At 65.1% G+C, this 23,272-nt stretch carries 24 protein-coding genes and 1 pseudogene; 23 read left to right on the top strand and 2 right to left on the bottom strand.

What is annotated here, in order from left to right; translation table 11 throughout:
* Positions 1-188 precede the first annotated feature (188 nt).
* The 12 genes and pseudogenes from ffh (at position 189) to AC07NK_RS15460 (ending at position 10,221) form a co-directional block, all read left to right on the top strand.
* Positions 189-1,673, top strand: a complete 1,485-nt coding sequence (ffh, locus tag AC07NK_RS15515; protein WP_495171497.1) for a signal recognition particle protein — start codon at positions 189-191, stop codon at positions 1,671-1,673.
* 32 nt (positions 1,674-1,705) lie between these two features.
* A pseudogene (gene rpsP, locus AC07NK_RS15510) lies at positions 1,706-2,140 on the top strand (30S ribosomal protein S16); the annotation flags it as partial.
* A 189-nt stretch (positions 2,141-2,329) separates the two neighbouring features.
* Positions 2,330-2,821 carry a ribosome maturation factor RimM gene (rimM, locus tag AC07NK_RS15505; RefSeq protein ID WP_495171496.1) on the top strand — a complete coding sequence of 164 codons (492 nt, stop codon included), beginning with the start codon at positions 2,330-2,332 and terminating at the stop codon, positions 2,819-2,821.
* Positions 2,809-3,549 carry a metallophosphoesterase family protein gene (locus AC07NK_RS15500; RefSeq protein ID WP_495171495.1) on the top strand — a complete coding sequence of 247 codons (741 nt, stop codon included), beginning with the start codon at positions 2,809-2,811 and terminating at the stop codon, positions 3,547-3,549. Before rimM ends, AC07NK_RS15500 begins: the two co-directional genes overlap by 13 nt.
* A gap of 42 nt (positions 3,550-3,591) precedes the next feature.
* Positions 3,592-5,196 (top strand): serine hydrolase domain-containing protein, encoded by a 1,605-nt coding sequence (locus AC07NK_RS15495; RefSeq protein WP_495171494.1) that lies wholly within the window; start codon positions 3,592-3,594, stop codon positions 5,194-5,196.
* A 10-nt stretch (positions 5,197-5,206) separates the two neighbouring features.
* On the top strand, positions 5,207-5,557 hold the full coding sequence (locus tag AC07NK_RS15490; RefSeq protein ID WP_495171493.1) for a type II toxin-antitoxin system VapC family toxin: 351 nt from the start codon (positions 5,207-5,209) through the stop codon (positions 5,555-5,557).
* A gap of 4 nt (positions 5,558-5,561) precedes the next feature.
* Entirely contained in the window at positions 5,562-6,290 is a 729-nt protein-coding gene (trmD, locus tag AC07NK_RS15485) for a tRNA (guanosine(37)-N1)-methyltransferase TrmD (protein WP_495171492.1), read from the top strand.
* A 1-nt stretch (position 6,291) separates the two neighbouring features.
* Positions 6,292-6,684, top strand: a complete 393-nt coding sequence (gene rplS / locus AC07NK_RS15480; RefSeq protein ID WP_495171491.1) for a 50S ribosomal protein L19 — start codon at positions 6,292-6,294, stop codon at positions 6,682-6,684.
* A 258-nt stretch (positions 6,685-6,942) separates the two neighbouring features.
* Positions 6,943-7,344 carry a hypothetical protein gene (locus tag AC07NK_RS15475; RefSeq protein ID WP_495171490.1) on the top strand — a complete coding sequence of 134 codons (402 nt, stop codon included), beginning with the start codon at positions 6,943-6,945 and terminating at the stop codon, positions 7,342-7,344.
* Positions 7,341-7,913, top strand: a complete 573-nt coding sequence (locus tag AC07NK_RS15470) for an OmpA family protein (RefSeq protein WP_495171489.1) — start codon at positions 7,341-7,343, stop codon at positions 7,911-7,913. Before AC07NK_RS15475 ends, AC07NK_RS15470 begins: the two co-directional genes overlap by 4 nt.
* A 48-nt stretch (positions 7,914-7,961) precedes the next feature.
* Positions 7,962-8,360, top strand: coding sequence for a hypothetical protein (locus tag AC07NK_RS15465; RefSeq protein ID WP_495171488.1), 399 nt, complete (start codon positions 7,962-7,964; stop codon positions 8,358-8,360).
* A gap of 220 nt (positions 8,361-8,580) precedes the next feature.
* Complete coding sequence (locus AC07NK_RS15460) at positions 8,581-10,221, top strand: cation:proton antiporter domain-containing protein (protein ID WP_495171487.1); 1,641 nt, start codon at positions 8,581-8,583, stop codon at positions 10,219-10,221.
* Here AC07NK_RS15460 and AC07NK_RS15455 read toward each other — a convergent pair.
* Positions 10,212-10,586, bottom strand: a complete 375-nt coding sequence (locus AC07NK_RS15455) for a VOC family protein (RefSeq protein WP_495171486.1) — start codon at positions 10,584-10,586, stop codon at positions 10,212-10,214. The two genes, AC07NK_RS15460 and AC07NK_RS15455, sit on opposite strands and share 10 nt — an antisense overlap.
* A gap of 88 nt (positions 10,587-10,674) precedes the next feature.
* Here AC07NK_RS15455 and soxR point away from each other — a divergent pair, with 88 nt between their 5' ends.
* Positions 10,675-11,139, top strand: coding sequence for a redox-sensitive transcriptional activator SoxR (soxR, locus tag AC07NK_RS15450; RefSeq protein WP_495171485.1), 465 nt, complete (start codon positions 10,675-10,677; stop codon positions 11,137-11,139).
* Here soxR and AC07NK_RS15445 read toward each other — a convergent pair.
* Positions 11,133-12,218: a hypothetical protein gene (locus AC07NK_RS15445; protein WP_495171484.1), complete on the bottom strand. Its 1,086-nt coding sequence runs from the start codon at positions 12,216-12,218 to the stop codon at positions 11,133-11,135. The genes soxR and AC07NK_RS15445 overlap by 7 nt on opposite strands.
* Before the next feature lie 158 nt (positions 12,219-12,376).
* On the opposite strand from AC07NK_RS15445, the gene AC07NK_RS15440 reads away from it, so the two are divergent.
* From AC07NK_RS15440 to AC07NK_RS15395, 10 genes are all read left to right on the top strand, one after another.
* Positions 12,377-14,608 (top strand): S9 family peptidase, encoded by a 2,232-nt coding sequence (locus tag AC07NK_RS15440; protein ID WP_495171483.1) that lies wholly within the window; start codon positions 12,377-12,379, stop codon positions 14,606-14,608.
* A 104-nt stretch (positions 14,609-14,712) separates the two neighbouring features.
* Positions 14,713-14,883, top strand: coding sequence for a hypothetical protein (locus tag AC07NK_RS15435; protein WP_495171482.1), 171 nt, complete (start codon positions 14,713-14,715; stop codon positions 14,881-14,883).
* Between the two features lie 129 nt (positions 14,884-15,012).
* Positions 15,013-15,711 (top strand): winged helix-turn-helix domain-containing protein, encoded by a 699-nt coding sequence (locus tag AC07NK_RS15430; protein ID WP_495171481.1) that lies wholly within the window; start codon positions 15,013-15,015, stop codon positions 15,709-15,711.
* A complete protein-coding gene (locus tag AC07NK_RS15425; RefSeq protein WP_495171480.1) occupies positions 15,708-17,054 on the top strand; it encodes a HAMP domain-containing sensor histidine kinase in 1,347 nt (448 codons plus the stop codon). The genes AC07NK_RS15430 and AC07NK_RS15425 overlap by 4 nt, the downstream gene beginning before the upstream one ends.
* A gap of 68 nt (positions 17,055-17,122) precedes the next feature.
* A complete protein-coding gene (locus tag AC07NK_RS15420) occupies positions 17,123-17,638 on the top strand; it encodes an SRPBCC family protein (RefSeq protein ID WP_495171479.1) in 516 nt (171 codons plus the stop codon).
* A gap of 229 nt (positions 17,639-17,867) precedes the next feature.
* Positions 17,868-18,236 carry a 30S ribosomal protein S13 gene (gene rpsM / locus AC07NK_RS15415; RefSeq protein ID WP_495171478.1) on the top strand — a complete coding sequence of 123 codons (369 nt, stop codon included), beginning with the start codon at positions 17,868-17,870 and terminating at the stop codon, positions 18,234-18,236.
* Positions 18,237-18,296: 60 nt separating this feature from the next.
* Positions 18,297-18,686: a 30S ribosomal protein S11 gene (rpsK, locus tag AC07NK_RS15410; protein ID WP_325282517.1), complete on the top strand. Its 390-nt coding sequence runs from the start codon at positions 18,297-18,299 to the stop codon at positions 18,684-18,686.
* Positions 18,687-18,792: 106 nt separating this feature from the next.
* Complete coding sequence (locus AC07NK_RS15405; RefSeq protein WP_495171477.1) at positions 18,793-19,854, top strand: DNA-directed RNA polymerase subunit alpha; 1,062 nt, start codon at positions 18,793-18,795, stop codon at positions 19,852-19,854.
* Positions 19,855-20,042: 188 nt separating this feature from the next.
* Positions 20,043-20,465 (top strand): 50S ribosomal protein L17, encoded by a 423-nt coding sequence (gene rplQ / locus AC07NK_RS15400; protein WP_495171476.1) that lies wholly within the window; start codon positions 20,043-20,045, stop codon positions 20,463-20,465.
* 630 nt (positions 20,466-21,095) lie between these two features.
* Positions 21,096-23,246 (top strand): prolyl oligopeptidase family serine peptidase, encoded by a 2,151-nt coding sequence (locus AC07NK_RS15395; protein ID WP_495171475.1) that lies wholly within the window; start codon positions 21,096-21,098, stop codon positions 23,244-23,246.
* Positions 23,247-23,272: the final 26 nt, after the last annotated feature.

The raw sequence follows: 23,272 nt of genomic DNA, 5'->3' as shown, positions 1-23,272 counted from the left end.
ATATTCCACCTTGAGGGTGTAGATGGAGTTAAAGTCGGAGATGGTTGCACCTATCTTCGTTTCCGGCTAAGCGCGCCTCCGACCGTTCCTAGGAACGTGACGTATGTTGCCCAAGGGCGCGCTGGCTGACGAGGTTTCGTCCGCCGGCGTTTTATGCGTTTCGGCCCCGGGATAGATTGGAGAAGCGAGTGTTCGATAGTCTGAGCGAGCGGCTTGGCGGCGTATTCGACCGTCTCAAGGGCCGTGGCGCGCTGACCGAAGCCGATGTGCGGACCGCGATGCGCGAAGTGCGGATCGCGCTGCTCGAGGCCGACGTCGCGCTCCCCGTCGCACGCCAGTTCGTCGAAACCGTCACCGAACAGGCGGTCGGTGAGAAGGTGCTGCGCTCGGTCACGCCGGGTCAGCAGGTCGTCAAGATCGTCAACGACGCGCTGATCGCGATGCTCGGGCCGGACACGGCCGAACTCGCGCTCGACGTCACCCCGCCCGCCGTCGTGATGATGGTCGGTCTGCAGGGCTCGGGTAAGACCACCACCACCGCCAAGATCGCCAAACTGCTCAAGAAGCAGGGCAAAAAGGTGATGATGGCGTCGCTCGACGTCAATCGTCCCGCCGCGCAGGAACAGCTCGCGGTACTCGGCACCCAGATCGAGGGTGCGACGCTCCCGATCGTCGCGGGCCAGCAGCCGGTCGACATCGCCCGCCGCGCGCTTCAGGCCGCGAAGCTTCAGGGCTTCGACGTGCTGATGCTCGACACCGCGGGCCGCCTGCACGTCGACCAGCAACTGATGGACGAGATGAAGGCGGTCGCCGACATCTCGAAGCCGCAGGAAATCCTCCTCGTCGTCGACAGCCTGACCGGTCAGGACGCGGTCAACGTCGCGCAGAGCTTCGGCGATCAGGTGCCGCTCACCGGCGTCGTGCTTACCCGCATGGATGGCGATGCGCGTGGCGGCGCTGCGCTGTCGATGCGTGCCGTCACCGGCAAGCCGATCAAATTCGCCGGCGTCGGCGAAAAGCTCGACGCGATCGAGCCGTTCCACCCGCAGCGCGTTGCCGGCCGTATCCTCGGCATGGGCGACGTCGTCTCGCTGGTCGAGAAGGCCGCTCAGGCGATCGAGCAGGAAGACGCCGAGAAGATGGCGGCGCGGCTGGCCAAGGGCCAGTTCGATATGAACGACCTGCGCGGCCAGCTTGCCCAGATGCGCCGTATGGGCGGCCTTGGCGCGCTCGCCGGGATGATCCCGGGCATGAAGAAGGCGCAGGCTGCAATGGCCAATGGCGCGGTCGACGAACGCATCCTGCTTCGCATGGACGCGATGATCACGTCGATGACGCCCAAGGAGCGCACCAAGCCCGAGCTGATCAACGCCAAGCGCAAGATCCGCATCGCCAAGGGTTCGGGCACGACCGTCCAGGACGTGAACAAGCTGCTCAAGATGCACCTCGAAATGTCCACCGCGATGAAGCGCATCAAGAAGATGGGCGGCCTCAAGGGGATGCTCGGGATGCTCGGCAAGGGGGGCATGGGCGGCCTCGGCAATGCGCTGGGCGGTCCGCAAATGGGTGAGATGATGGGCAAGCTCGGCGGCCCCGGCGGCGGCATCCCCGGATTGCCCGCCGGCACCGAGATTCCCCCCGATCTCGCAAAGCTTTTGAATAACAAGAAGTAACTATTTCAGACTTTTAAGAAGGAAGACTACCAATGGCACTCAGCATGCGTCTGTCGCGTGGCGGTTCGAAGAAGCGCCCTTATTACCGCATCGTCGTGGCGGACGCGCGTTCGCCGCGTGACGGTAAGTTCATCGAGAAGATCGGCACCTACAACCCGCTTCTCGCCAAGGACAATGCCGACCGCATCAAGCTCGACACCGACCGCGCGAAGCATTGGCTGAGCGTCGGCGCGCAGCCGACCGACCGCGTCGCCCGCTTCCTTGACGTCACCGGCGTCAAGGAGCGTGCAGCCAAGAACAACCCGAACAAGGGCAAGCCGGGCGAGAAGGCCGTCGAGCGCGCTGAAGAGCGCGCCGAGAAGCTGAAGGCCGCCGAGGAAGCCGCTGCCGAGGCAGCCGCCGCACCTGCGCCTGAGCCGGAAGTCGTCGAGGAGGCTCCTGCCGCCGAAGCCGCTGTCGAGGAAGCTGCCGTCGAGGAAGCGCAGGCCGAGACCGTCGAAGTCGTCGCCGCCGAAGTCGAAGCAGCGACCGAAGCGCCGACTGCGGAAGCCGAGCAGGTTGCTGAAGCTGTCGCAGAAGAGGCTCCGGCCGCTGAAGTGGCTGCTGACGAAACCCCGGCCGCGGACGCGACCGAGGAAAAGGCTGAGGGCTGACCCTTGGCTAAGGACACCCCCGTCACGCTCGCCGTCATCATCGGCGCGCACGGTGTGACGGGGGAGGTCCGTCTCAAGGTCTTCACCGAAGACCTGTCCGCGCACCGCAGTTTCAACGGCGGCGCGCTGACGCTCAAGTCGGTGCGTAGCGGCAATAACGGCGCCATCGCCCGTTTCGCCGAAATCGCCGACCGGACCGCTGCCGAAAAGATGCGCGGTACCGAGCTTGCTGTGCCGCGAACGGCGTTGCCGCCACTTGAAGACGGCGAATATTATCATGCCGACCTGATCGGTCTCGCTGCGGTCTCCGAAGCCGGGGACGCGATCGGTACCGTCGTCACGGTCGAGAATTTCGGCGCGGGTGACGTGATCGAGATCGAACGGACTCCGATCGAGAAGCAAGGCGCCAGGCGCTTCATGATCCCGATGCAGTCCGCTGCAGTGCCGCGCTGGGATGACTCTACGCTCACCGTCGCTGACGGATGGGCGGAATAGCCGGCCCGATGCTGGCGATCCTCTCCGATATCCACGGCAACCTTCCCGCGCTCGAAGCGGTCATCGCCGACGCCCGCGCCGCAGGAGCGGCTGGCTTCATCAATCTCGGCGACAGCCTGTCCGGCCCGCTCTGGCCCGCCGAAACCGCCGATCTGCTGATGCGTGAAGGCTGGCCCACGATCGCAGGCAATCACGAGCGGCAACTGCTCACCCATTCGCTCGAGCGGATGAACGCCTCGGACTGCTTTGCGCGGGGTTGTCTCAGCGACGCGCATCTCACCTGGCTTGCGGCGCAGCCCGAGACGCTAGCACTGGACGGCATTCTCTGCATTCACGGCAGCCCGCGCGGCGATGTCGAGCATCTGATCCATAGTGTCGAGGGCATTGGCCTCCGCGATGCCTCCGATGCCGAGATCGTGGAACGGCTGGACGGTGCCACCGCGCCGCTGATCCTGTGCGGCCACACCCATGTCGCACGCGTCACGACGCTGGCCGATGGTCGCATTATCGCCAATCCCGGTAGCGTTGGGCTTCAGGCCTATACCGATGACCATCCCGCCTTCTATTCGGTGGAGAATGGTGACCCGCTCGCCCGCTATGCGCTGGTGAGCGGCGCCACGGTCGAATTGTGCGCGATCCCCTATGACCATCTCTCCGCCGCCGCCAAGGCCGAGCGCGAGGGGCGGGAGGATTGGGCGGAAGCGCTGCGCAGCGGTCGCAACGGCTGATTTTTGCTTCCAAAGTTGGAATTTCTCTGGTTGCCTGTGGGCATGACGATGCATCCGGATCAGAGCCCTTTGGCCGCCACCACCCCGCTTGACACCCGCCCGCGGAAACCCGCCAAAAGTGTCAACTTCGTCAACTTGACGGTGTTTACCGCTCTGCTCGCGGCCCCCCTGACCGTCCAGGCAAGGCAGGCGGCGCAAACGCAGCTTCCTGAGGCGGTTCCGAGCTATTCTGCGGCCGATGAGGTTGGCGAGGCCTTCGCGCAATTCCAGAAACAGACGCCGGTGCCCGGCCTTGTCTATGCTGTGGTCAGGGACGGCAAGATCACGCTTTCCTCTGCGCAGGGCGTCCAGACGATCGGCGGGCCGCCAGTGGCGATGGACACGCGTTTCCGCATCGCGTCGATGAGCAAGGCGTTCACCGCGCTCGCCATCCTCAAGCTGCGCGACGACGGTAAGCTGTCGCTCGACGACCTTGCCGAAAAGCACATTCCGCAGATGCGCGGCTGGAAATATCCGACCAGCGATGCCCCGCGCATCCGCATCCGCGACCTGCTCCAGCATGTCGGCGGCATGGTCACCGACGATCCGTGGGGCGACCGGCAACAGGTGCTGACCGAGGCGGAGTTCAGCGCGATGATCGCGGCAGGTGTGCCGTGGAGCCGCGTCGGGCAGAGCCAGCACGAATATTCCAACTATGGCTATGCGCTGCTCGGCCGCATCGTCTCCAACGTCTCGGGCAAACCCTATCAGGCCTATATCCGTGACACGATCCTGCGCCCGCTCGGCATGGCCGCCTCGACCTATGACGTGGGCGAGGTGCCCAAGGACAAGCTCGCGGTCGGCTATCGCTGGGAGAATGAACGCTGGGTCGAAGAGCCGCAGATGCGCGATGGTGCGTTCGGCGCCATGGGAGGCCTCGTCACCACCGCGAACGACTATGCTAAATGGGTCGCTTTCCTGCTCTCGGCATGGCCCGCGCGGGATGGCGCCGACACCGGACCGGTCAAGCGCGCCACGGTGCGCGAGATGGCGCAGGGCCTGAATTTCGTTCGCATCACGCCGCGGCCGGGCGCCGCGCCGGACGATAAATGCGTTCATGCCGGTGCCTATGGCATGGGCTTTCGCGTCACCCCGGACTGCAATTTGGGCCTGACGCTGGCGCATGGCGGCGGCTATCCGGGTTACGGCAGCTTCGTGGTGCTCGCGCCGGAGACCGGCGCCGCGGCGTTCGGCTTTGCCAACCGCACCTATCAGGGGCCGTCGCTCCCGGTGTGGAAGTCGCTCTGGGCGCTGGCCCGCAGTGGTGTGATTGCGCCGCGCGAAACGCCGCTCAACCCGCTGCTCGGCCAGATTCAGGATTCAGCCCGTGCGGCGTATCAGGCGGGCGGGCTTAAGCCGCTCGACGGCAGGCTGGCGATGAACTTTCTGATGGACCGCTCGGCGGAAAATTGGGCGAAGGAGTTCGCGCGGATCAAGGATATTGTGGGCACCTGTGCAACTGCCGAACCGTTGCGACCGCAGGGCTATATGACGGCCAACTTCCGCTGGAATTGCGAGAAGGGCAAGCTCGACGGGCAGATCCTGCTCGCACCGACCAATCCGCCGACGATCCAGGCGCTGCGCTTCGCGCCGCAGCCGGGGAAGTAAGGGCACGGCAATGACGCGGTTCCTGCTGGATACGGATATCTGCATCCGCATCCTGCGTGATCCCGGGTGCCGCGTCGCATTGCGGGCGGAGCGCGAGGAGGGAGTGGCGATCTCCGCCATTTCGTTTGCCGAGCTGGCGCAGGGCGCGCTTGCCTCTGCGGACGCTTTTGTCGAAAGCGTGCTCGTGTTGCCGTTCGACGCTGCCGCGGCGCGGCGGTTTCCGGCCGCTCGCAAGGCGCGGGGCAAGCTCGACCGGTTGATCGCCGCACACGCGCTGGCGCTGGGCGCGACGCTGGTGACGCACAATGTTCGCGACTTCCGGGACGTGCCCGGGCTTCGCATCGAAGACTGGACCATTTGACGCAATGAGCTTCGCCGCAACCGTCCTGACCCTCTACCCGGAGATGTTCCCCGGGCCACTCGGCACCTCGATTGCCGGACGTGCGCTGGGGGAGGGGAAGTGGTCGCTCAACACCGTCCAGATCCGCGACTTCGCCACCGACAAGCATCGCACGGTCGATGATACGCCGGCGGGCGGCGGGGCCGGGATGGTGCTCAAGGCGGACATCCTCGCCGCCGCCTGCGACAGCGTCGGCTACGACCGGCCGATGCTCGCCATGACCCCGCGCGGCGCGCCGCTGACGCAGGAGCGCGTTCGTGCGCTGGCGGCCGGGCCCGGCGTCTCGATCCTGTGCGGCCGGTTCGAAGGGTTTGACGAGCGTTTGTTCGAGGCGCGCGGCATCGAACCGGTGTCGATCGGCGACTATATCCTCTCGGGCGGGGAGATGGGGGCACTGGTCCTGCTTGACGCTTGCATTCGCCTGCTTCCCGGCGTAATGGGCGCGCCTTCCAGCGGGGTCGAGGAAAGCTTCGAAAGCGGCTTGCTCGAATATCCGCAATATACCCGGCCCGTCGAATGGGAAGGGCGCACGATCCCGCAAGTGCTGCGATCGGGGGATCATGCGAAGATCGCGGCCTGGCGAAAGCAACAGGCAGAGATCGATACACGGCTAAGGAGGCCGGATCTTTGGGAGCGCCATGAGGGCGCTCGGGTCCAGTCTCCCTCTGGCGCGCGGCAAAAGAAGGACGAATGAGATGAACCTCATCCAGCAGATCGAGGCCGAGAACGTTGCGAAGTTCCTGGCCGACAAGAAGATCCCCGATTTCCGCCCCGGCGACACGCTGAAGGTCGGCGTGAAGGTCGTCGAAGGCGAGCGCACCCGCGTTCAGAACTATGAAGGCGTCTGCATCGCGCGCTCCAACAAGGGCATGGGCAGCAACTTCACCGTTCGCAAGATTTCGTTCGGTGAGGGCGTCGAGCGCGTCTTCCCGCTCTATTCGCCGAACATCGACAGCATCGAAGTCGTCCGTCGCGGCGTCGTGCGTCGTGCGAAGCTCTATTACCTGCGCGGCCGCACCGGCAAGTCGGCGCGTATCGCCGAGCGTCGCGACCCGCGTCCGGCCAAGGGTACCGTCGCAGCCGAGTAAGCTGCGTCGTCAGACGAACAGCGCGGGGCGCGGAAGGCGAGGCTTTCCGCGCCCCGCTTCGTTTCGGAACCCGGGCGGCGTCCGAACGTAGTTGCCCGGCTTAGCCGGGAGAAGATGATGAGGATGGTCCGTAGTTGTGCACCCGTGTTGGTTCTGGGTGTGCTCGCCGCTTGCAACACGGCGCCTGACACCAATCAGACGACAGTTGCCACGACCGCGCCGGTTGAAAACAGCGCGTCCGGCGTGACACGGGCCGAAGTGACCGCAACGCCCAGTCCGGCACCAGTCCAGGCCGTGATTCAGACGCAGCCCGGACCGCAGGGGGCGCAGGTCGCGCTCAACAAGGTCGCGGTGACGGGCGACGTGATGACCGTCCAGCTCAGCTATACCGGCGGCACCGGGTCGCAATATCTTAAGGTCGACGATATCAGCGTGATCGACGACGCCAGCGCCCGCCAGCTCGGTGTTCTCAAGGACGCCATAGGCAAGCCGCTCGCTGCGCCGCTCTCGTCGGGCAGCAAGGACAATCTGTCGTTCCCACTGGGCCGTTCGCCGCAGATCGTGTGGCTCAAATTTCCGGCACCGCCTGCCACGAGCAAGACCGTATCGATCAACATCCCCGGCGTGGTGCCGTTCGACGGCGTGCCGGTGACGCGGTGAAGCAGGCGCTGATCGCCGCATTGCTGCTGGCGGGGTGTTCGGACAATAACGCGGCTCCCGCCAATAGCGTCGAGCCTGCCGCAACGCCGGTCAGGCCGGAGACCGAGCCATTGCCCGCTGCGACTACCGGTGGATCGCTCACCGGGGCGGTCAGTTCGCTGAACGCCGACATCAGCGGCCTCAACGTTCGCGCGACCGAAACCCGGACTATCGTCGATTTGCCGGCGGACACGTTGTTCGAGTTCGATCGCGCCGATCTGACACCGACGGCAACGGCCAATCTGACCAAGGTCGCTGAGCTCATACGTCAGGCGCCGCCCGGCGCCGTGGAGGTTATTGGTCACACCGATGCCAAGGGCGATGATGCCTATAACTTCGCTTTGTCCAGGCGACGCGCGCAGGCGGTAGCTGACTGGATGGGCGAGCAGGTGGGGATTCGCCAGCGCCAGTTTCTGGCGACGGGGAAGGGCGAAGCTGAACCGCTTGCGGCTAATCTGGCGTCCGACGGCAAGGACGACCCTGCGGGTCGGGCGAAGAATCGCCGCGTCGTCATGTCAATTCCGCGCTGAGCTGCCGGGCGCGATTGCATCTCGGCGCGTCGATACTAGGTTGGGTGGATGGCGACCCGGGCGATCCGAACCACGACGATGATGCGGCAGCGGTTGCCGCTTTACCTCGCGTCGCTCTGGCTCGCGCTTGCGACTGCGCTGCTGTCCTCGTTGGTGCCGGTCGGTATGCCGCGCACCATGACGCTCGGTTCCGCCTTCAATCCCGCGACCACCGCGGTTGCGCTGCAACCTGGCCGCGCTCAACCGCGTATCGTCGCAGAGACCATCCGCCGCGACGATGAGCCAGCAAGCGGGCAGGGCGATGCGCTCGCCGTCGTGCCGCTGCCAGTCGTGATTCCATCGCCGAAATTCAGCCTTCCTCCCGCTCCCAGGCCGTTGACCGCAGCGCCTGCATTGCCGTTACCCCCTGATCTGGCCGGCAGCCCGCGTGGTCCGCCGCTTTCCTGACCTTCCCTTGCCAACCCGCCGCCTGCGGGCGGCGATATTGGGAGACACGTCATGGAAACGCCACGCAACAAACGGCCGCCTTGGTGGTTTGCACCCGCGATCTGGAGCGGGATTGCCGGAAGCGCCGCGATTGCCGCGGTTCTGGTCGGCGCGACGACCGAGTGAGCCGCCACCCGGGCCGCATTGACGGCCCGGGCACTAAACAGGGACACCATTGCCTATGCATCACACGCCGCTCATCGCCACCATCGTCGCCGGCCTCGTCATTGCCTTCATCATGGGGTCGATCGCCCATAAGCTGAAGGTCTCCCCCATTGCGGGCTATCTGCTCGCCGGTATCCTCGTCGGCCCGCACACGCCCGGCTTCGTCGGCGACGGCGATCTTGCAGCCGAGCTCGCCGAGATCGGTGTGATCCTGCTGATGTTCGGCGTCGGCCTGCACTTCTCGTTGCGCGACCTGCTGTCGGTGAAGAATGTCGCGGTACCCGGCGCAATCGGCCAGATCGCGGTCGCGACGCTCATGGGTATGGGGCTGAGCTGGACGATGGGCTGGGACCCGCTCGCCGGCTTTGTCTTCGGTCTCGCGTTGTCGGTCGCCAGCACCGTGGTGCTGCTGCGCGCGCTGCAGAGTTTCGGCATCGTCGATACCGAGCGCGGACGCATCGCGGTCGGCTGGCTGATCGTCGAAGATCTGGTGATGGTGCTCGCGCTGGTGCTGCTGCCTGCGCTGGCCGAGGTGATGAAGGGCGATGCGCCCGCGACCTGGTCGGCGCTGCTGGTGCCGCTCGCCCAGACCGGATTCAAGATCACCGGCTTCCTTTTCGTGATGCTGGTGGTGGGCCGCCGGGTCATTCCCTGGGCGCTGCACTGGGTCGTCCATACCGGCTCGCGCGAGCTGTTCCGCCTCGCGGTGCTCGCCATCGCGCTGGGCGTCGCCTTTGGCGCGGCGGTGGTGTTCGACGTGTCGTTCGCGCTGGGCGCCTTCTTCGCCGGCATGATCCTTGGCGAGACCCCGCTCAGCCGTCAGGCGACCGAGGAGACCTTGCCGCTGCGCGATGCGTTCGCGGTCCTGTTCTTCGTCTCGGTCGGGATGCTGTTCAATCCGCAGATCGTGCTCGATCAGCCGCTGGCGCTGGTTGCAACCGTGCTGATCATCGTCTTCGGCAAGTCGGTCGCGGCCTATCTGATCGTCCGCGCGCTCAAGCATAACCATCGCACCGCGATCACCGCGGCGGCAAGCCTCGCGCAGATCGGCGAATTCTCGTTCATCCTCGCCACGCTGGGCACCAGCCTCGCGATCCTGCCGGCGGCAGGCCGCGACCTGATCCTGGCGGGCGCGCTGCTGTCGATCTTCGTCAATCCGTTTATCTTCAACTGGCTCGTACCCAAGCGGCAGGAGAAGGTCGATCCGGTCGAGGCGCCCGCCGATACCGCTGACCTGCACGACCATGTCGTGCTGATTGGCTATGGTCGCGTCGGCAAGCTGATCGCGCACGACCTGAAGATGCGCGACCGCAGCTTCATCCTGATCGAGGATCAGGCCGACACCGCCAAGGAGGCGAAGGAAGCTGGACTGAACGTAGTGCGCGGCAACGCGCTCGACCCCGCCGCGCTGGAGGCGGCGGGGATTGAACGTGCGAGCAAGCTGCTGATCGCGATCCCCGAAGGGTTCGAGGGCGGCGCGGTGATCGAGGGGGTCCGCAAGATCCGGCCCGATATCGCGATCGTTGCCCGCGCGCATTCGGATGCCGAGGTTGCGCATCTCGAAGCAGCGGGCGCGGGCGAGGTGGTGATGGGTGAACGCGAGATCGCGAACCGCATGCTCAGCATCTGCGCAGTGCCGCTGGCGCGTCAGCCATAGGAGACGATCTCGAACTCGATCCCGTCATAGTCGAGGAAGTAGAAGCGGCGGCCGGGCGAATAGTCGCCATGCGCGAACGGTTTCAGCCCGGCCCGCGTGACCTTGTCCTCGATCGCGTCGAGATCGCGGACCAGAATGCCAAGATGGTTGAGCGGCGCGCCCTTCGGGAAACGCGCCTCCGGTTCGCCCGGGGGCGCGTAGAGCGCGATGTAGAAGCGCTCGTCCCCGACATGGATCGAAGTGCCCCCGTCGCGCGCCGGGCCCTCCCAGCGGATGTGCCAGCCGAACAGCCGCTCCATGAGCTCGGCGGTGCGGGCGGGGTTAGTGACTGTGAGGTTGACGTGTTCGATGATCGGGCCGGACATCCACATATCCTTTGCGGTTGCATGAGTGCCCGCCCCCGGTACAACCTCAACTTAAGTTGAGATCAAGCGAAAATTGCGAGGACCGGAAATGCGCGGATGTGACCTGCTGACGATCGGCGATCTCGCCGCGCGGACCGGCCTGTCGGTCTCCGCGATCCGGTTCTATGAGGGGCGGGGACTGGTCTCGCCGATCCGTACTGGCGGCAACCAGCGGCGCTTCCTGCGGTCGGACATAAGGCGGCTGTCCTTCACGCTGATCGCGCAAAAGCTGGGACTGACGATCGAGGAGATCTGCGCCGAGCTGGCGCAACTGCCGCAGGGGCGGGCGCCGACTCAGGCAGACTGGGAACGGATCAGCCGCCATTTTCGTAAGGAAATCGACCGTCGCATCGCGCTGCTCGAGCGGACGCGTGCGACGCTGGACAGCTGCATTGGCTGTGGTTGTCTGTCTCTCAAGACCTGCGGCCTTTACAATCCCGATGACCGGATGGCGGCCAACGGACCCGGGCCGCGCTTCGTGCTGTCCGAAGCGCGGCCCGAGCTGGATCAATAAGCGTTCAGGCTGCGCACATAGCCGCGCGAATCGACCGTGCAGCGCGAACGCTCGCGCCCGGTCTCGACGACGATTTCCCAATCGCCGCGGCCGAGTTCGCGGGCGCTGATCGGAACGCTGGTTCCGCGACGCGCATTCAGATCGTTGTCGGCGCGGTTGGCGCAGGCGTCGCGTGCGACCTGCGGCACATTGCGGAGCGAGCCGCGGTCGTCCGGGCGGTTGCGTGCATCGTTCTGGCCGGCCTGATAGCCTTCGCGGTAACGATCGTTGCCGCGGCGGTCATAGGTCTGACCGTACAGGCCGTCGTCATAGCCGCGCTTATAATCGGGGTCACGCTGGGGATCGGGGCGACGCGCGTCGTTCTGGCCGGCCTGAAAGCCCTCGCGATAGCGGTCGTTGCCGCGACGGTCATAGTTTCTGCCGTACAGACCGTCGTCATAGCCGCGCTTATAGTCGAGGTCGCGTTGCGGATCGGGGCGACCCGTGTCGTTCTGACCCGCCTGATAGCCGTCGCGATAGCGGTCGTTGCCGCGACGGTCATAGGCTCTGCCGTACCGGCCGTCGTCATAGCCGCGCTTGTATTCGGGATCGCGTTGCGGATCGGGACGCTTCTGCGCCTCGGTCTCGCCGGCCTGATAGCCTTCGCGATAGCGGTCGTTGCCGTTACGATCATAGGGGTTGCCGTTCAGGCCGTCGTCGTAGCCGCGCTTATAGTCGGGACCCTTGTCCTTCTTGCTCGCCAACGCCGCGATCAGGCCGATCGCGACCGCCGCGCCGACCACTACGCCGGCCGAGGGGCCACCACCCTTACCGCAATCGGACTTGGAGGCGCTCGAGATTGCCTCATAGCGGCCGCGCCATACCTTCACGCGAATGCAGGTGTCGGTGCGCGAGTTCCACCAGAATTGTGAATCGCCCGATGTCTTTTCCAGCTTGTAGCCGCGATCCCGCAATTCGGAATCGCCCCGGCTCGAGCGGATGCCCTGCAGGTCATTCTCCTGCGCAGCGACCGCGATCGGTGCAAACACCGTCGCCATGAGGGCGAGGGTAGCGATGCCTTTGGTCATTCGCTTGGTCATGATCGTTCCTCTTTTACTGGACTGTGCGACAACTCGCACCGTTACGCGTCCGTTCCGTGAATGGATATTCCCCCAAACCGTTTACCGTTCAACGGTCATGGCGCTTTACCGCTCGTGAACGCTCCGCAATAAGCAGCGGCTTGTTCCGGAGAGGTTTGATGAAGCGATGGCTGGCGGGTGTGATGATGGCGGGCGTGTGGGCGATGCCGGCTGAAGCGCAACAGGCGGCGCCCCAGAAGCTGACGCTGGAACGCGTCTTCGCCAGCCCGGACATTGCCGGGAGCAATCCGCGCTCGCTGAAGCTCTCGCCCGACGGCAAGTTCGTGACGGTGCTGCGCAACCGCGCCGAGGATCGCGACCGCTATGATTTGTGGGCGATGGATACCACATCGGGTGAGTGGCGGATGCTGGTCGACAGCAAGAAGGTCGGCACCGGCGCCGAACTGTCCGAGGCGGAGAAGATGCAGCGCGAGCGCGCGCGTGTCGGCGGGACGCGCGGCATCGTCGCCTATGACTGGGCGCCCGACGGCAAGTCGGTCCTCGTGCCGCTCGACGGCGATCTCTACCTCGCGACGCTGACCGGCGACGTGCGGCGCCTGACCAAGAGCGAGGCGGGGGAGCTGAATCCCGAGATCAGCCCCGGCGGCCATTTCGCATCCTATGTTCGCGACCAGAATCTGGTGGTGCTCAATCTCGCCACCGGCGCGGAGAGCAAGGCAACCACCGAGGGCAAGGGCAATGTCTATTTCGGCGAGGCGGAGTTCGTCGCGCAGGAAGAGATGGGGCGCCGCACCGGTTACTGGTGGTCGCCCGACGACAAGCGGATCGCCGTCCAGCGTTTCGATGAGTCGCCGGTTGGTATCGTCAGCCGCGCGGCGATCGGCGCTGAGGGGACGCGGGTCTATAACCAGCGCTATCCCAAGGCGGGCACTGCCAACGTGCTGGTCAACCTCTATGTCATCAACCCCGACGGCAGCGGCAAGGTAAAGGTCGACCTCGGCACCGAAACCGACATCTATCTCGCCCGCGTCGACTGGTCACCTGACGGCAAGACCTTGCTCGTTCAGCGCCAGAACCGCGCGCAGACCGTGCTCGACATGCTCGCGGTCGATCCCGCCACCGGCACGTCGCGTATCCTGTTCAGCGAGAAGTCGGGCGAGCGCAGCTGGGTCAATTTGTCCGACGCCTATCGCCCGCTCAAGGACGGCAGCCTGATCTGGTGGTCCGAGCGGGACGGTCATGGCCATCTCTATCGCTTCAAGGACGGCAGCTGGACCCAGCTGACCAAGGGCGACTGGGAAGTCGCCGAGCTGGTCGGCGTGGACGAGGCGAAGGGGCGGGTGACTTTCCTTGCCAACAAGGATGGTGTGCTCGAGCGGCACCTCTACACCCTCGACCTGAACAAGCCCGGTGCGATCACGCGGATCAGCGAGCCGGGCTTCTGGTACGCCGCCAAAACCAATGACACGGCGAGCCGCATCGTCGTCACGCGCTCGAAGGGCGACCAGCCGACCCAGGTGATGCTGACCGACGCGGCGGGCAAGCGCCTGGCCTGGGTCAATGAGAACAAGGTCGCGGGCGATCACCCCTATGCGCCCTATCTCGCCGCGCATCGCGCCAAGCAGTTCGGGACGATCAAGGCCGCAGACGGCACGATCCTGCACTGGGAAATGATCACGCCCAGGCTGGAGCCGGGCAAGAAATACCCGGTGTTCTTCCAGCATTATGGCGGCCCGCATTCGCAGCAGGTGAGCGCCCAATGGGGTGGCGCGCTTCAGCAGTATATCGTCGATCGCGGCTATATCTGGTTCGTGCTCGACAATCGCGGCGCAGCCAATCGCGGCAAGGCGTTCGAGGATCATCTGTTCCAGGCGATGGGCGGGGTCGAGGTTCAGGACCAGCTTGCCGGTGCAGCCTATCTGAAGACGCTCGATTTCGTCGATCCGGCCAAGATCACCACCTATGGCTGGTCGTACGGCGGCTATATGACGCTCAAGATGCTCCAGGCCGCGCCGGGCACCTTCGCGGCGGGCGTCTCGGGCGCGCCGGTGAGCAAGTGGGAGCTGTACGACACCCATTATACCGAGCGTTACATGGGCGATCCGCGCAAGGTGCAGGGCGCCTATGACAAGGCCAACACCGTCGCCGACGCCACGAAGATCAGCGATCCGCTGCTGCTGATCCACGGCATGGCCGACGACAATGTCGTGCTCGAGCATTCGACGGTAATGATGTCGAAGCTGCAGGGCGCGGCGGTGCCGTTCGAAGTGATGCTGTACCCCGGCCAGACCCACAAGGTCGGCGGACCGGGCGTCAGCGTCCATCTGTGGAAGACGATCCTCGACTTCCTCGACCGCAGCACCGCCGCCAAGGATGCGCCCGTAAAATGAAAAACTCTTCATCTGCCGGTCACCGTCACGACGGGTAGGGTGGCCTAGAAGCGGGGCAGGGCGCGGCGTTTGGCCTCTCCCGGAAACGATGTGGACCTGAAGCTATGCGCAAGATCTTGTTCTCCGCCGTCGCCCTGTCGCTGATCGCCGCTCCGACCCTCGCTACGGCCAAGTCGATGACCTCGACTCCCCGGGCCGAGAAGCCGGTAAAGGCCGAGAAGCCGGCCAAGGCCGTGAAGGTCACGAAGCACCACAAGGCGAAGAAGGCGTCGTAATTCCCGAGCGACCTGTCTTCTTGGCCTGATCGAAGGTCGGCGGAATCCCCTTTCCGCCGACCTTCTGCGTCATTAGCTTCCCGGCGATGGGGGGAAGCTCCCGGATCGCCGCAACACGAGGCGTCGTCGATGACCCGAAAAATATTGATCGTCGAGGATGACGCAGCCACCGCCGCCTACATCGCCAAGGGGCTGACGGAGGCGGGCTTCGCCGCGGAGCAGACGCGCGACGGGCGCGATGGTTTGTTCCTGGCCAGCGAGGGCGTCTTTGATGCGATCGTTGCGGATCGCATGCTGCCCGGCCTCGACGGGCTGGCCATGATCGCTGCGATCCGGGCGGCCGGAATCACGACGCCGGTGCTGGTGCTCTCGGCGCTGGGCACCGTGGACGACCGCATCGCGGGGCTCGATGCGGGGGCGGATGATTATCTCCCCAAGCCCTTCGCCTTTTCGGAACTGCTCGCCCGCGTCGGTGCGCTGCTGCGGCGTGCCGGTTCGTCGACCGGCGTTTCCGGCACCCCGCCCGCGCGGCTTGTCGTCGGCGATCTGGAAGTCGACCTGATTGCGCGTACCGTGACGCGTCAGGGACGCCAGCTGGTGATCGGGGGGCGTGAGTTCGCGCTGCTCGAATATCTCGCGCGGAACGCGGGGCAGGTGGTGACCCGGACGATGATGCTCGAAAAGGTCTGGAATTATCACTTCGACCCCGGATCGAACGTCGTCGATGTCCATATGGGCCGCCTCCGGCGTAAGCTCGAAGACGGGATGGAACCGCCGATCCTGCATACCGTGCGTGGCGCCGGGTACCGGCTGGCCGTGGATCGGTGAACCGCCTCCCGGTCACGGTCCGGATCGCCGTGCTGACGGCACTGCTTTCGATCGCGACGGCGCTCGCGCTCGCCATTTTGGTCTGGCAGCAGACCCATGACGACGCAATCGAGGTTCTGCGCCGCGACGCCACCGAACAGGCAGCGACCCTCGCCTCGGTCCATCGCTCGGGCGGCATCGCCGCATTGACCGCCGCGATCGACGAAGCCAGCGCGGACGACGATTCACTCGTTGCGCTGGTCGTGGACGCAAAGGGCGGTCGGCGGATCGGCGTGGGCCCGGCGCAGTTGCGCAACGCCCCGCGCGCCGGGTTCGCAATCGGGGTGATCGGCGCCGATGCGCCATGGTCGGCGAGCGAAGCCGGCACCATCACGCGTCCGCTCGGCCGCGACTATCTGGTCGCCGGACGCCTTCTCAACGATTGGGAACGAACCCAGCGGGCGATCGAGCGCGCCCTGTTCTGGGCGATTGCCGCGGCGATCCTGCTTGGTGTCGTCGGCGGGATGATCGTCAGCCGCTATGTCGCCCGCCGCGTTGACCGGATCGCCGATGTCGTCGATGGCGCAGCCGCGGGTGACATGTCGCGCCGGGTAGGCCTGCGACGAACGGGCGGCGATGCGTTCGACCGGCTCGGCGCGCGCGTTGACGGCATGCTCGAGCGGATTGAGCGGCTGGTCAGCGAACTGCGCGTGGTTACCGACAGCGTCGGTCACGACCTCCGCTCCCCGCTGATGCGCTTGCGCAGCCGTGCCGAGCAGGCCGCGGCCGCCGCAGATCCGGCGCAGCGCGACACCGCGCTTACGGGGATACTCGCCGAGGCGGACATCATGCTCCGGATGCTGAGTACTTTGCTGGAGATCTCGCGTGCCGAAGCGGGGCGCGCCGGGACCTTCCAGCGCGTCGACCTCGCCGAAATCCTCGAGGAGCTTGGCGAACTCTACGCGCCCGTCGTCGAGGATGCGGGCGCCACGCTCTCGGTCGAATTGCCCGCCGAACCGCTGAGCGCGCGCCCGGTGCATCGCGAACTCCTGTCGCAGGCGTTGGCGAACCTCATCGACAATGCGCTCAAATATGCACCTGGCACGCAGATTCGCCTGAGTCTCGCCCGAACGCCGGGCGGCGGCGTGGCGCTGTCCGTGGCCGACGAGGGACCCGGCATCGCCGAAGCCGATCGCGCTGCCGCACTCGCCCGCTTCGGCCGGCTCGATGATGCACGCGGCCAGTCCGGCGCCGGGCTCGGCCTCGCGCTCGTCGACAGCGTCGCGCGGCTTCACAATGGCCGCCTCAGCCTTGGCGACAACAGCCCGGGGTTGGTCGCGGCCATCGACCTGCCGGGCGATTGAATGCCGCTGCGAAATGATTTGACGGCGTGTCGCGGCAGGATCAGCCTTTGCGCACAGGAGGGCAAACGATGCGCAAGATGATCGTGGCGGCGGCGTTGCTGGCCGGCTGGCCCGCGGCGGCCGAAGTGACAAAATCCGAGCCGGGCGGGTTCGTATCGACTCATAAGCTGGTCATCGCTGCGCCGCCTGAGAAGGTGTGGGATACGATCGCCCGGCCCGCGGTCTGGTGGAGCAAGGATCACACCTATTCGGGTGACAGCGCCAACATCAGCTGGGACACGCGCCCCGGCGGTTGCTGGTGCGAGAAACTGGCGGGCGGTGGCGTCGAACATGGCCGCACCATCTATGCCGTGCGCGGCAAGGCGCTGCGCATATCCGGCGCGTTCGGCCCGCTGCAGAGCGGTGCGGTGAGCGCGACAATGACTTTCACGCTCAAGCCGGCGGGGCAGGGGACGGAGCTCATCGTCATTTATGTCGCCGGAGGCTACCATCCCGCCGGGCTGCCCGGATTCGCAGCGGCGGTGGATGGCGTGATCGGCGCGCAGATGCCAGGATTGAAGACAGCGGCCGAACAGGGCGGCTGATCGTCATTCGCTTGGCCGCACCCGCCGGATGGTGTATGTCACTGTGACGCGGAACGCATCGGTCCCGGCGCTTGACAGCGCGGGTCCGACTCCATATGTCGCGCATCTTCCGAAACCCGTTCGACCGGCAGCGCTATTGAGCGTGTGCCGCGCGACTGCGTTTCGGGTCAACGCTACGAGATGGGGTTTGCTGCCATGCACGCCCCGTGGAGCTGGGAGAACAAGATTCATGGCACGTATTGCGGGTGTTAACCTCCCGACGAACAAGCGCGTACTGATCGCGCTTCAGTATATCCACGGCATCGGCCCTGCGAAGGCCAAGGAAATCACGACGAAGCTGGGCATCACTGCCGAGCGTCGCGTGCAGGACCTGACCGACCAGGAAGTGCTTCACATCCGCGAAACCATCGACGGTGCCTACACCGTCGAAGGCGATCTTCGTCGCGAAACCGCGATGAACATCAAGCGTCTGATGGACCTCGCCTGCTATCGCGGCCTGCGTCACCGCAAGGGCCTGCCTGTCCGCGGTCAGCGCACGCATACCAATGCGCGCACCCGCAAGGGCAAGGCGAAGCCGATCGCTGGTAAGAAGAAGTAAGCCGCTGGGCCGCTTGACCGGCGGCCCGCCTTCTTCGCAGATTCGAAGGATTACTGAATAATGGCACAAGCTCCGCAGCGTATTCGCCGTCGCGAACGCAAGAACATCACTGCAGGCGTCGCCCATGTGAACGCCAGCTTCAACAACACCATGATCACGATCACCGATGCCCAGGGCAACGCGATCAGCTGGTCGTCGGCCGGCATGATGGGCTTCAAGGGCTCGCGCAAGTCGACCCCGTACGCCGCGCAGGTCGCAGCTGAAGACGCGGGCCGCAAGGCTGCCGAGCACGGCGTCCGCACGCTCGAGGTCGAGGTTAAGGGTCCGGGTTCGGGCCGTGAGTCGGCACTGCGCGCGCTGCAGGCGGTTGGTTTCCAGATCACGTCGATCCGCGACGTGACCTCGATCCCGCATAACGGCGTTCGCCCCAGCAAGCGCCGCCGCGTCTGATTTGACTTTCCGCCTCCGCCGCGGATCCGGGGTGCCGGATCCGGGCCGGAGGCGGCTCCAATCCTGGCAGGACTTCCCCCCGTCCTGCCCAACCCAGGGGAAGCCTGTGTCTGTCAACGCAAAGAACTGGCAGGAACTGAAGAAGCCGAACGGCCTTGAGAAAAAGGGCGGTGACGGCAAGCGGAAGGCGACCTTCGTCGCTGAACCGCTGGAGCGCGGCTTCGGCCTGACGCTCGGCAACGCGCTGCGCCGCGTGCTGCTCTCGTCGCTTCAGGGTGCGGCGGTGACCTCGATCAAGATCGAGAACGTCCTTCACGAATTCTCGTCGCTCGCCGGCGTGCGTGAGGACGTGACCGACCTCGTGCTCAACGTGAAGCAGATCGCGCTGCGCATGCAGGGCGAGGGCGCCAAGCGCCTTCAGCTGAGCGCGACCGGCCCGGCCGAAGTCAAGGCTGGCGACATCGCCGTTTCGGGCGACATCGAAGTGATGAACCCCGAACTGGTGCTGTGCCATCTCGACGATGGCGCGACGCTCAACATGGAACTCGTCGCCGATACCGGTAAGGGCTATGTTCCCGCCGCGTCGAACCGTCCGGCCGATGCGCCGATCGGCCTGATCCCGGTCGACGCGCTTTACTCGCCGGTCCGTCAGGTCAGCTACAAGGTCGAGAACACCCGCGTCGGGCAGGAACTCGACTATGACAAGCTGAGCCTCTCGGTCGAGACCGACGGCACCGTGACCCCTGAGGACGCCGTGGCCTATGCCGCACGCATCCTGCAGGATCAGCTGGCGCTGTTCGTCCACTTCGACGATTCGGCCGTCACCCGTTCGGCGCCGATCGGCGTGGCCGCTCCGGCTGCGTCGGAAGGCGGTGCGGGCGATACCGCGACGATCAACCGCTACCTTCTCAAGAAGGTGGACGAGCTCGAGCTGTCGGTCCGTTCGGCCAACTGCCTCAAGAACGACAACATCATCTATATCGGCGATCTGGTTCAGAAGACCGAAGCCGAGATGCTGCGCACCCCGAATTTCGGCCGCAAGTCGCTGAACGAAATCAAGGAAGTGCTGTCGTCGATGGGTCTGCGCCTCGGCATGGAAATCCCGGGCTGGCCGCCTGAGAACATCGAAGAGATGGCCAAGAAGCTCGAGCAGGAAATCATGGGCTAAGCTGCGCCGGGTTAGCGACGCTAACCCGGAGACAGCGTCAGCCCGGCCAGCGGGGCCGAAGGCTCCGTCTGACGCCGCGGCTTTGCCGCGGCGGGCCTCCTGGAAGAAGGGTTATTGGCAGCCACCCCAAGTGCTGCCTGGTCCGGGGTACCTGATACGGCCCCCGAACGAACTGAAAGGAAATACCCATGCGCCATAAATACGGCGGTCGTAAGCTTCAGCGTACCTCGGCACATCGCATTGCGCTGTTCCGCAACATGTCGGCCGCGCTGATCAAGCACGAGCAGATCACCACCACCGTCGCCAAGGCGAAGGAACTGCGTCCCTACGTCGAAAAGCTGGTCACGCTGGCGAAGAAGGGTGGTCTTTCGAACCGCCGTCTCGCCCATGCCCGTCTGCTTGACGACGTGCAGCTGGTGAAGCTGTTCGACGTGCTGGCCGCGCGCTACGCCGATCGCAACGGCGGCTATACCCGCATCATCAAGGCCGGCCCGCGCGCTTCGGACGCCTCGCCGATGGCGATCATCGAGTTCGTCGATCGCGACGTCTCGGCCAAGGGCCAGGATTCGGGTCCGGTCCTGAACGACGAGGATTTCGACGCCGCGGCCTGATCCGCGCTCGCAAGCCAATCGAAAGGGCGGTCGCACTCTGGTGCGGCCGCCCTTTTGCTATGTGCGAAGCATGTATTTTTGCCTCGAAAGAATAGCTCCTCTTTCGAAACCGAAATGACTTCCCATCTGAGTGACAGTGCAGCGGGGAATTGTCCTCGCGCCGGAGGTTCAGATGCGTCCGAACGCAGGAAATCGTGCAGGCAATACGGTTGCGATTGGCTTCGCCGCGCTGCCGCTGTTGGTGATGGGCTGGGTCAGCTATTCGACGGGGCTTGGGCCGTTCGTCTGAGGCGATGGGTGTCGGCCTCTTTCAAGGTTGGATTTCAGCTGGTTTATCCTCAGCGATGAATCGCCTTAGCGCGAACACTTCCCGATCCTTCGGCCACGCGCTGTCGCGATGCCGTCGCGTCGATGGTGCGCGATTGACGCGTCCCGGTGCGGTTCCGGCGCGCCGCTGCGGCGTCAGCGGCGCGCAGCTGGTGCGTTACCGGCGCCAACCCGCTGCTTCTCCGGCGCGTTAGCGGTGCGTTCGCCGAAAATCCCTGCATTTGTGTCAACTCGTCAACCGGTCTGCTTGACCCTCAGCGCCACCGGAATAGGCTGTCGCCATTCCCGTAACCGGAGAGACCAATGCGCCACGCGTCGCTGATCGCCCTTCCGCTGCTGTTTGCAGCCCCCATCGCCCATGCCAGCCCGGAGTCGCCCAGCACAATGCCTGCCCCGATCGCCTATCCAGAAACCAAGCGCGTCGACGTCACTGACGAGAGTTTCGGCCAGAAGGTCGCCGACCCCTATCGCTGGCTCGAGAATGACGTGCGCAACGATAGGGAAGTCGCGGCGTGGGTCGAAGCGCAGAACAAGCTGACCGATGCTTATCTGGCGGCGTTGCCCGGCCGCGATGCCTTCCGAAGCCGGATCAAGCAGCTGTTCGACTATGAGCGTTTCGAGGCTCCCACCCGTAAAGGCGGGCATTATTTCTACAGCCATAATACCGGCCTTCAGAATCAGTCGGTGCTGTGGGTGCGTGACAGCCTGAATGGTCCCGGTCGCGTGCTGATCGACCCCAATAGCTGGGCCAAGGACGGTGCGACCGCATTGTCGGAATGGGTCCCGTCAGAGGACGGCAAGCTGCTCGTCTATGGCATCCAGGACGGCGGTAGCGACTGGCGCACCGTCAAGGTGCTCGACGTCGCGACCGGCAAGACGCTGGACGATGAAGTCAAATGGATGAAGTTCAGCAACCTCGCCTGGGCGAAGGACGGTTCCGGCTTCTATTACTCGCGCTTTCCTGCGCCAGCTGAGGGGCAGGCGTTCCAGCAGCTTAACGAGAACCAGTCGGTCTATTTCCACAAGATCGGTACCCCACAGAGCGCTGATCGGCTGATCTACTCGACACCAGAGACGCCGAAGCGCGGCCATTTCGTGCAGGTGACCGACGACGGCAGCTGGCTGGTGATCACCACCAGCGAGGGCACCGACGATCGCTACGAGATCACACTGCTCGACCTCAAGACTGCCGGCGCCAAGCCACGCAAATTGATCGCTGGGCTGGAGAATCGCTGGAGCCTCGCCGGTAATGTCGGCACGCGCTTCTACTGGACGACCAACAAGGGGGCGCCGAAGCTCAAGGTCGTGACGATGGACGTCGCGGCGGCGAACCCAGTCGCGCTCGAGCTGATCCCTGAGGACAAGGCGACGCTGGAGGGAGCAGGAATCGTCGGCGGACAACTGCTCGTGAGCTACATGGTCGACGCCAAGGACGAGATGCGCCGCTATTCGCTCGACGGCAAACTGCTCGGCAAGGTTACGACCCCTGGCATCGGCAGCATCGCTGGATCGAGCGGCGACGCCGACAACAGCGAGATGTTCTATTCGTTCACCAGCTTCAACATGCCCAAGACCGTCTATCGCTATGATGTGAAGACGGGCGAGTCGACCGTCTGGGCGCAGCCTAAGGTCGCGTTCGACCCGGCGAAGTACCGCGTCGAGCAGCGTTTCTTCACTTCGAAGGACGGCACCAGGGTGCCGATGTTCATCGTCAAGCGGAAGGACGTGACCGGTCCCGCGCCGACACTGCTCTGGGGTTATGGTGGGTTCAACGTCAGCTACGGCCCGGCCTTCTCGGCATCGCGGGTCGCCTGGATGGAGCAGGGCGGCGTGTTCGTCCTCGCCAACATCCGCGGCGGTGGCGAATATGGCAAGGCGTGGCACAATGGCGGCCGGCTCGCCAACAAGCAGAACACGTTCGACGATTTCATCGGTGCCGGCGAGTATCTGATCGCGCAAGGCATCACCAGGAAGGACGGTCTCGCCATACAGGGCGGCTCGAACGGCGGTCTGCTGGTGGGGGCGGTGGTGAACCAGCGGCCCGACCTGTTCGCGGCTGCATTGCCCGCTGTCGGCGTGATGGACATGCTGCGCTTCGACCGCTGGACCGCCGGCCGCTACTGGGTCGACGATTACGGCCACCCGTCAAAGGAGGCGGAGTGGAAGGTGCTGCGCGGCTATTCGCCCTATCACAACATCGCTTCAGGCAAGACCTATCCTGCGATCCTTGCGACCACCGCCGACACCGACGATCGCGTGGTGCCCGGTCATACCTTCAAGTATACCGCGGCGCTGCAGGCGGCGGATATCGGTCCCAAGCCGCATCTCGTCCGCATCGAAACCCGCGCGGGTCACGGATCGGGTAAGCCGACCGATAAGGTGATCGAGGAGACGTCCGACCTCTGGGCGTTCGCAGCGAAGTGGACCGGGCTGGACGTCAAACCGGTCCGGTAACGATCTGCAACCGCATCGCCTTGTAT

The sequence above is a fragment of the Sphingomonas sp. GW821-FHT09B04 genome, from assembly GCF_059418285.1.
Note: the sequence above shows the minus strand (reverse complement) of the source record. Positions and strands in the feature narration are given on the sequence as shown.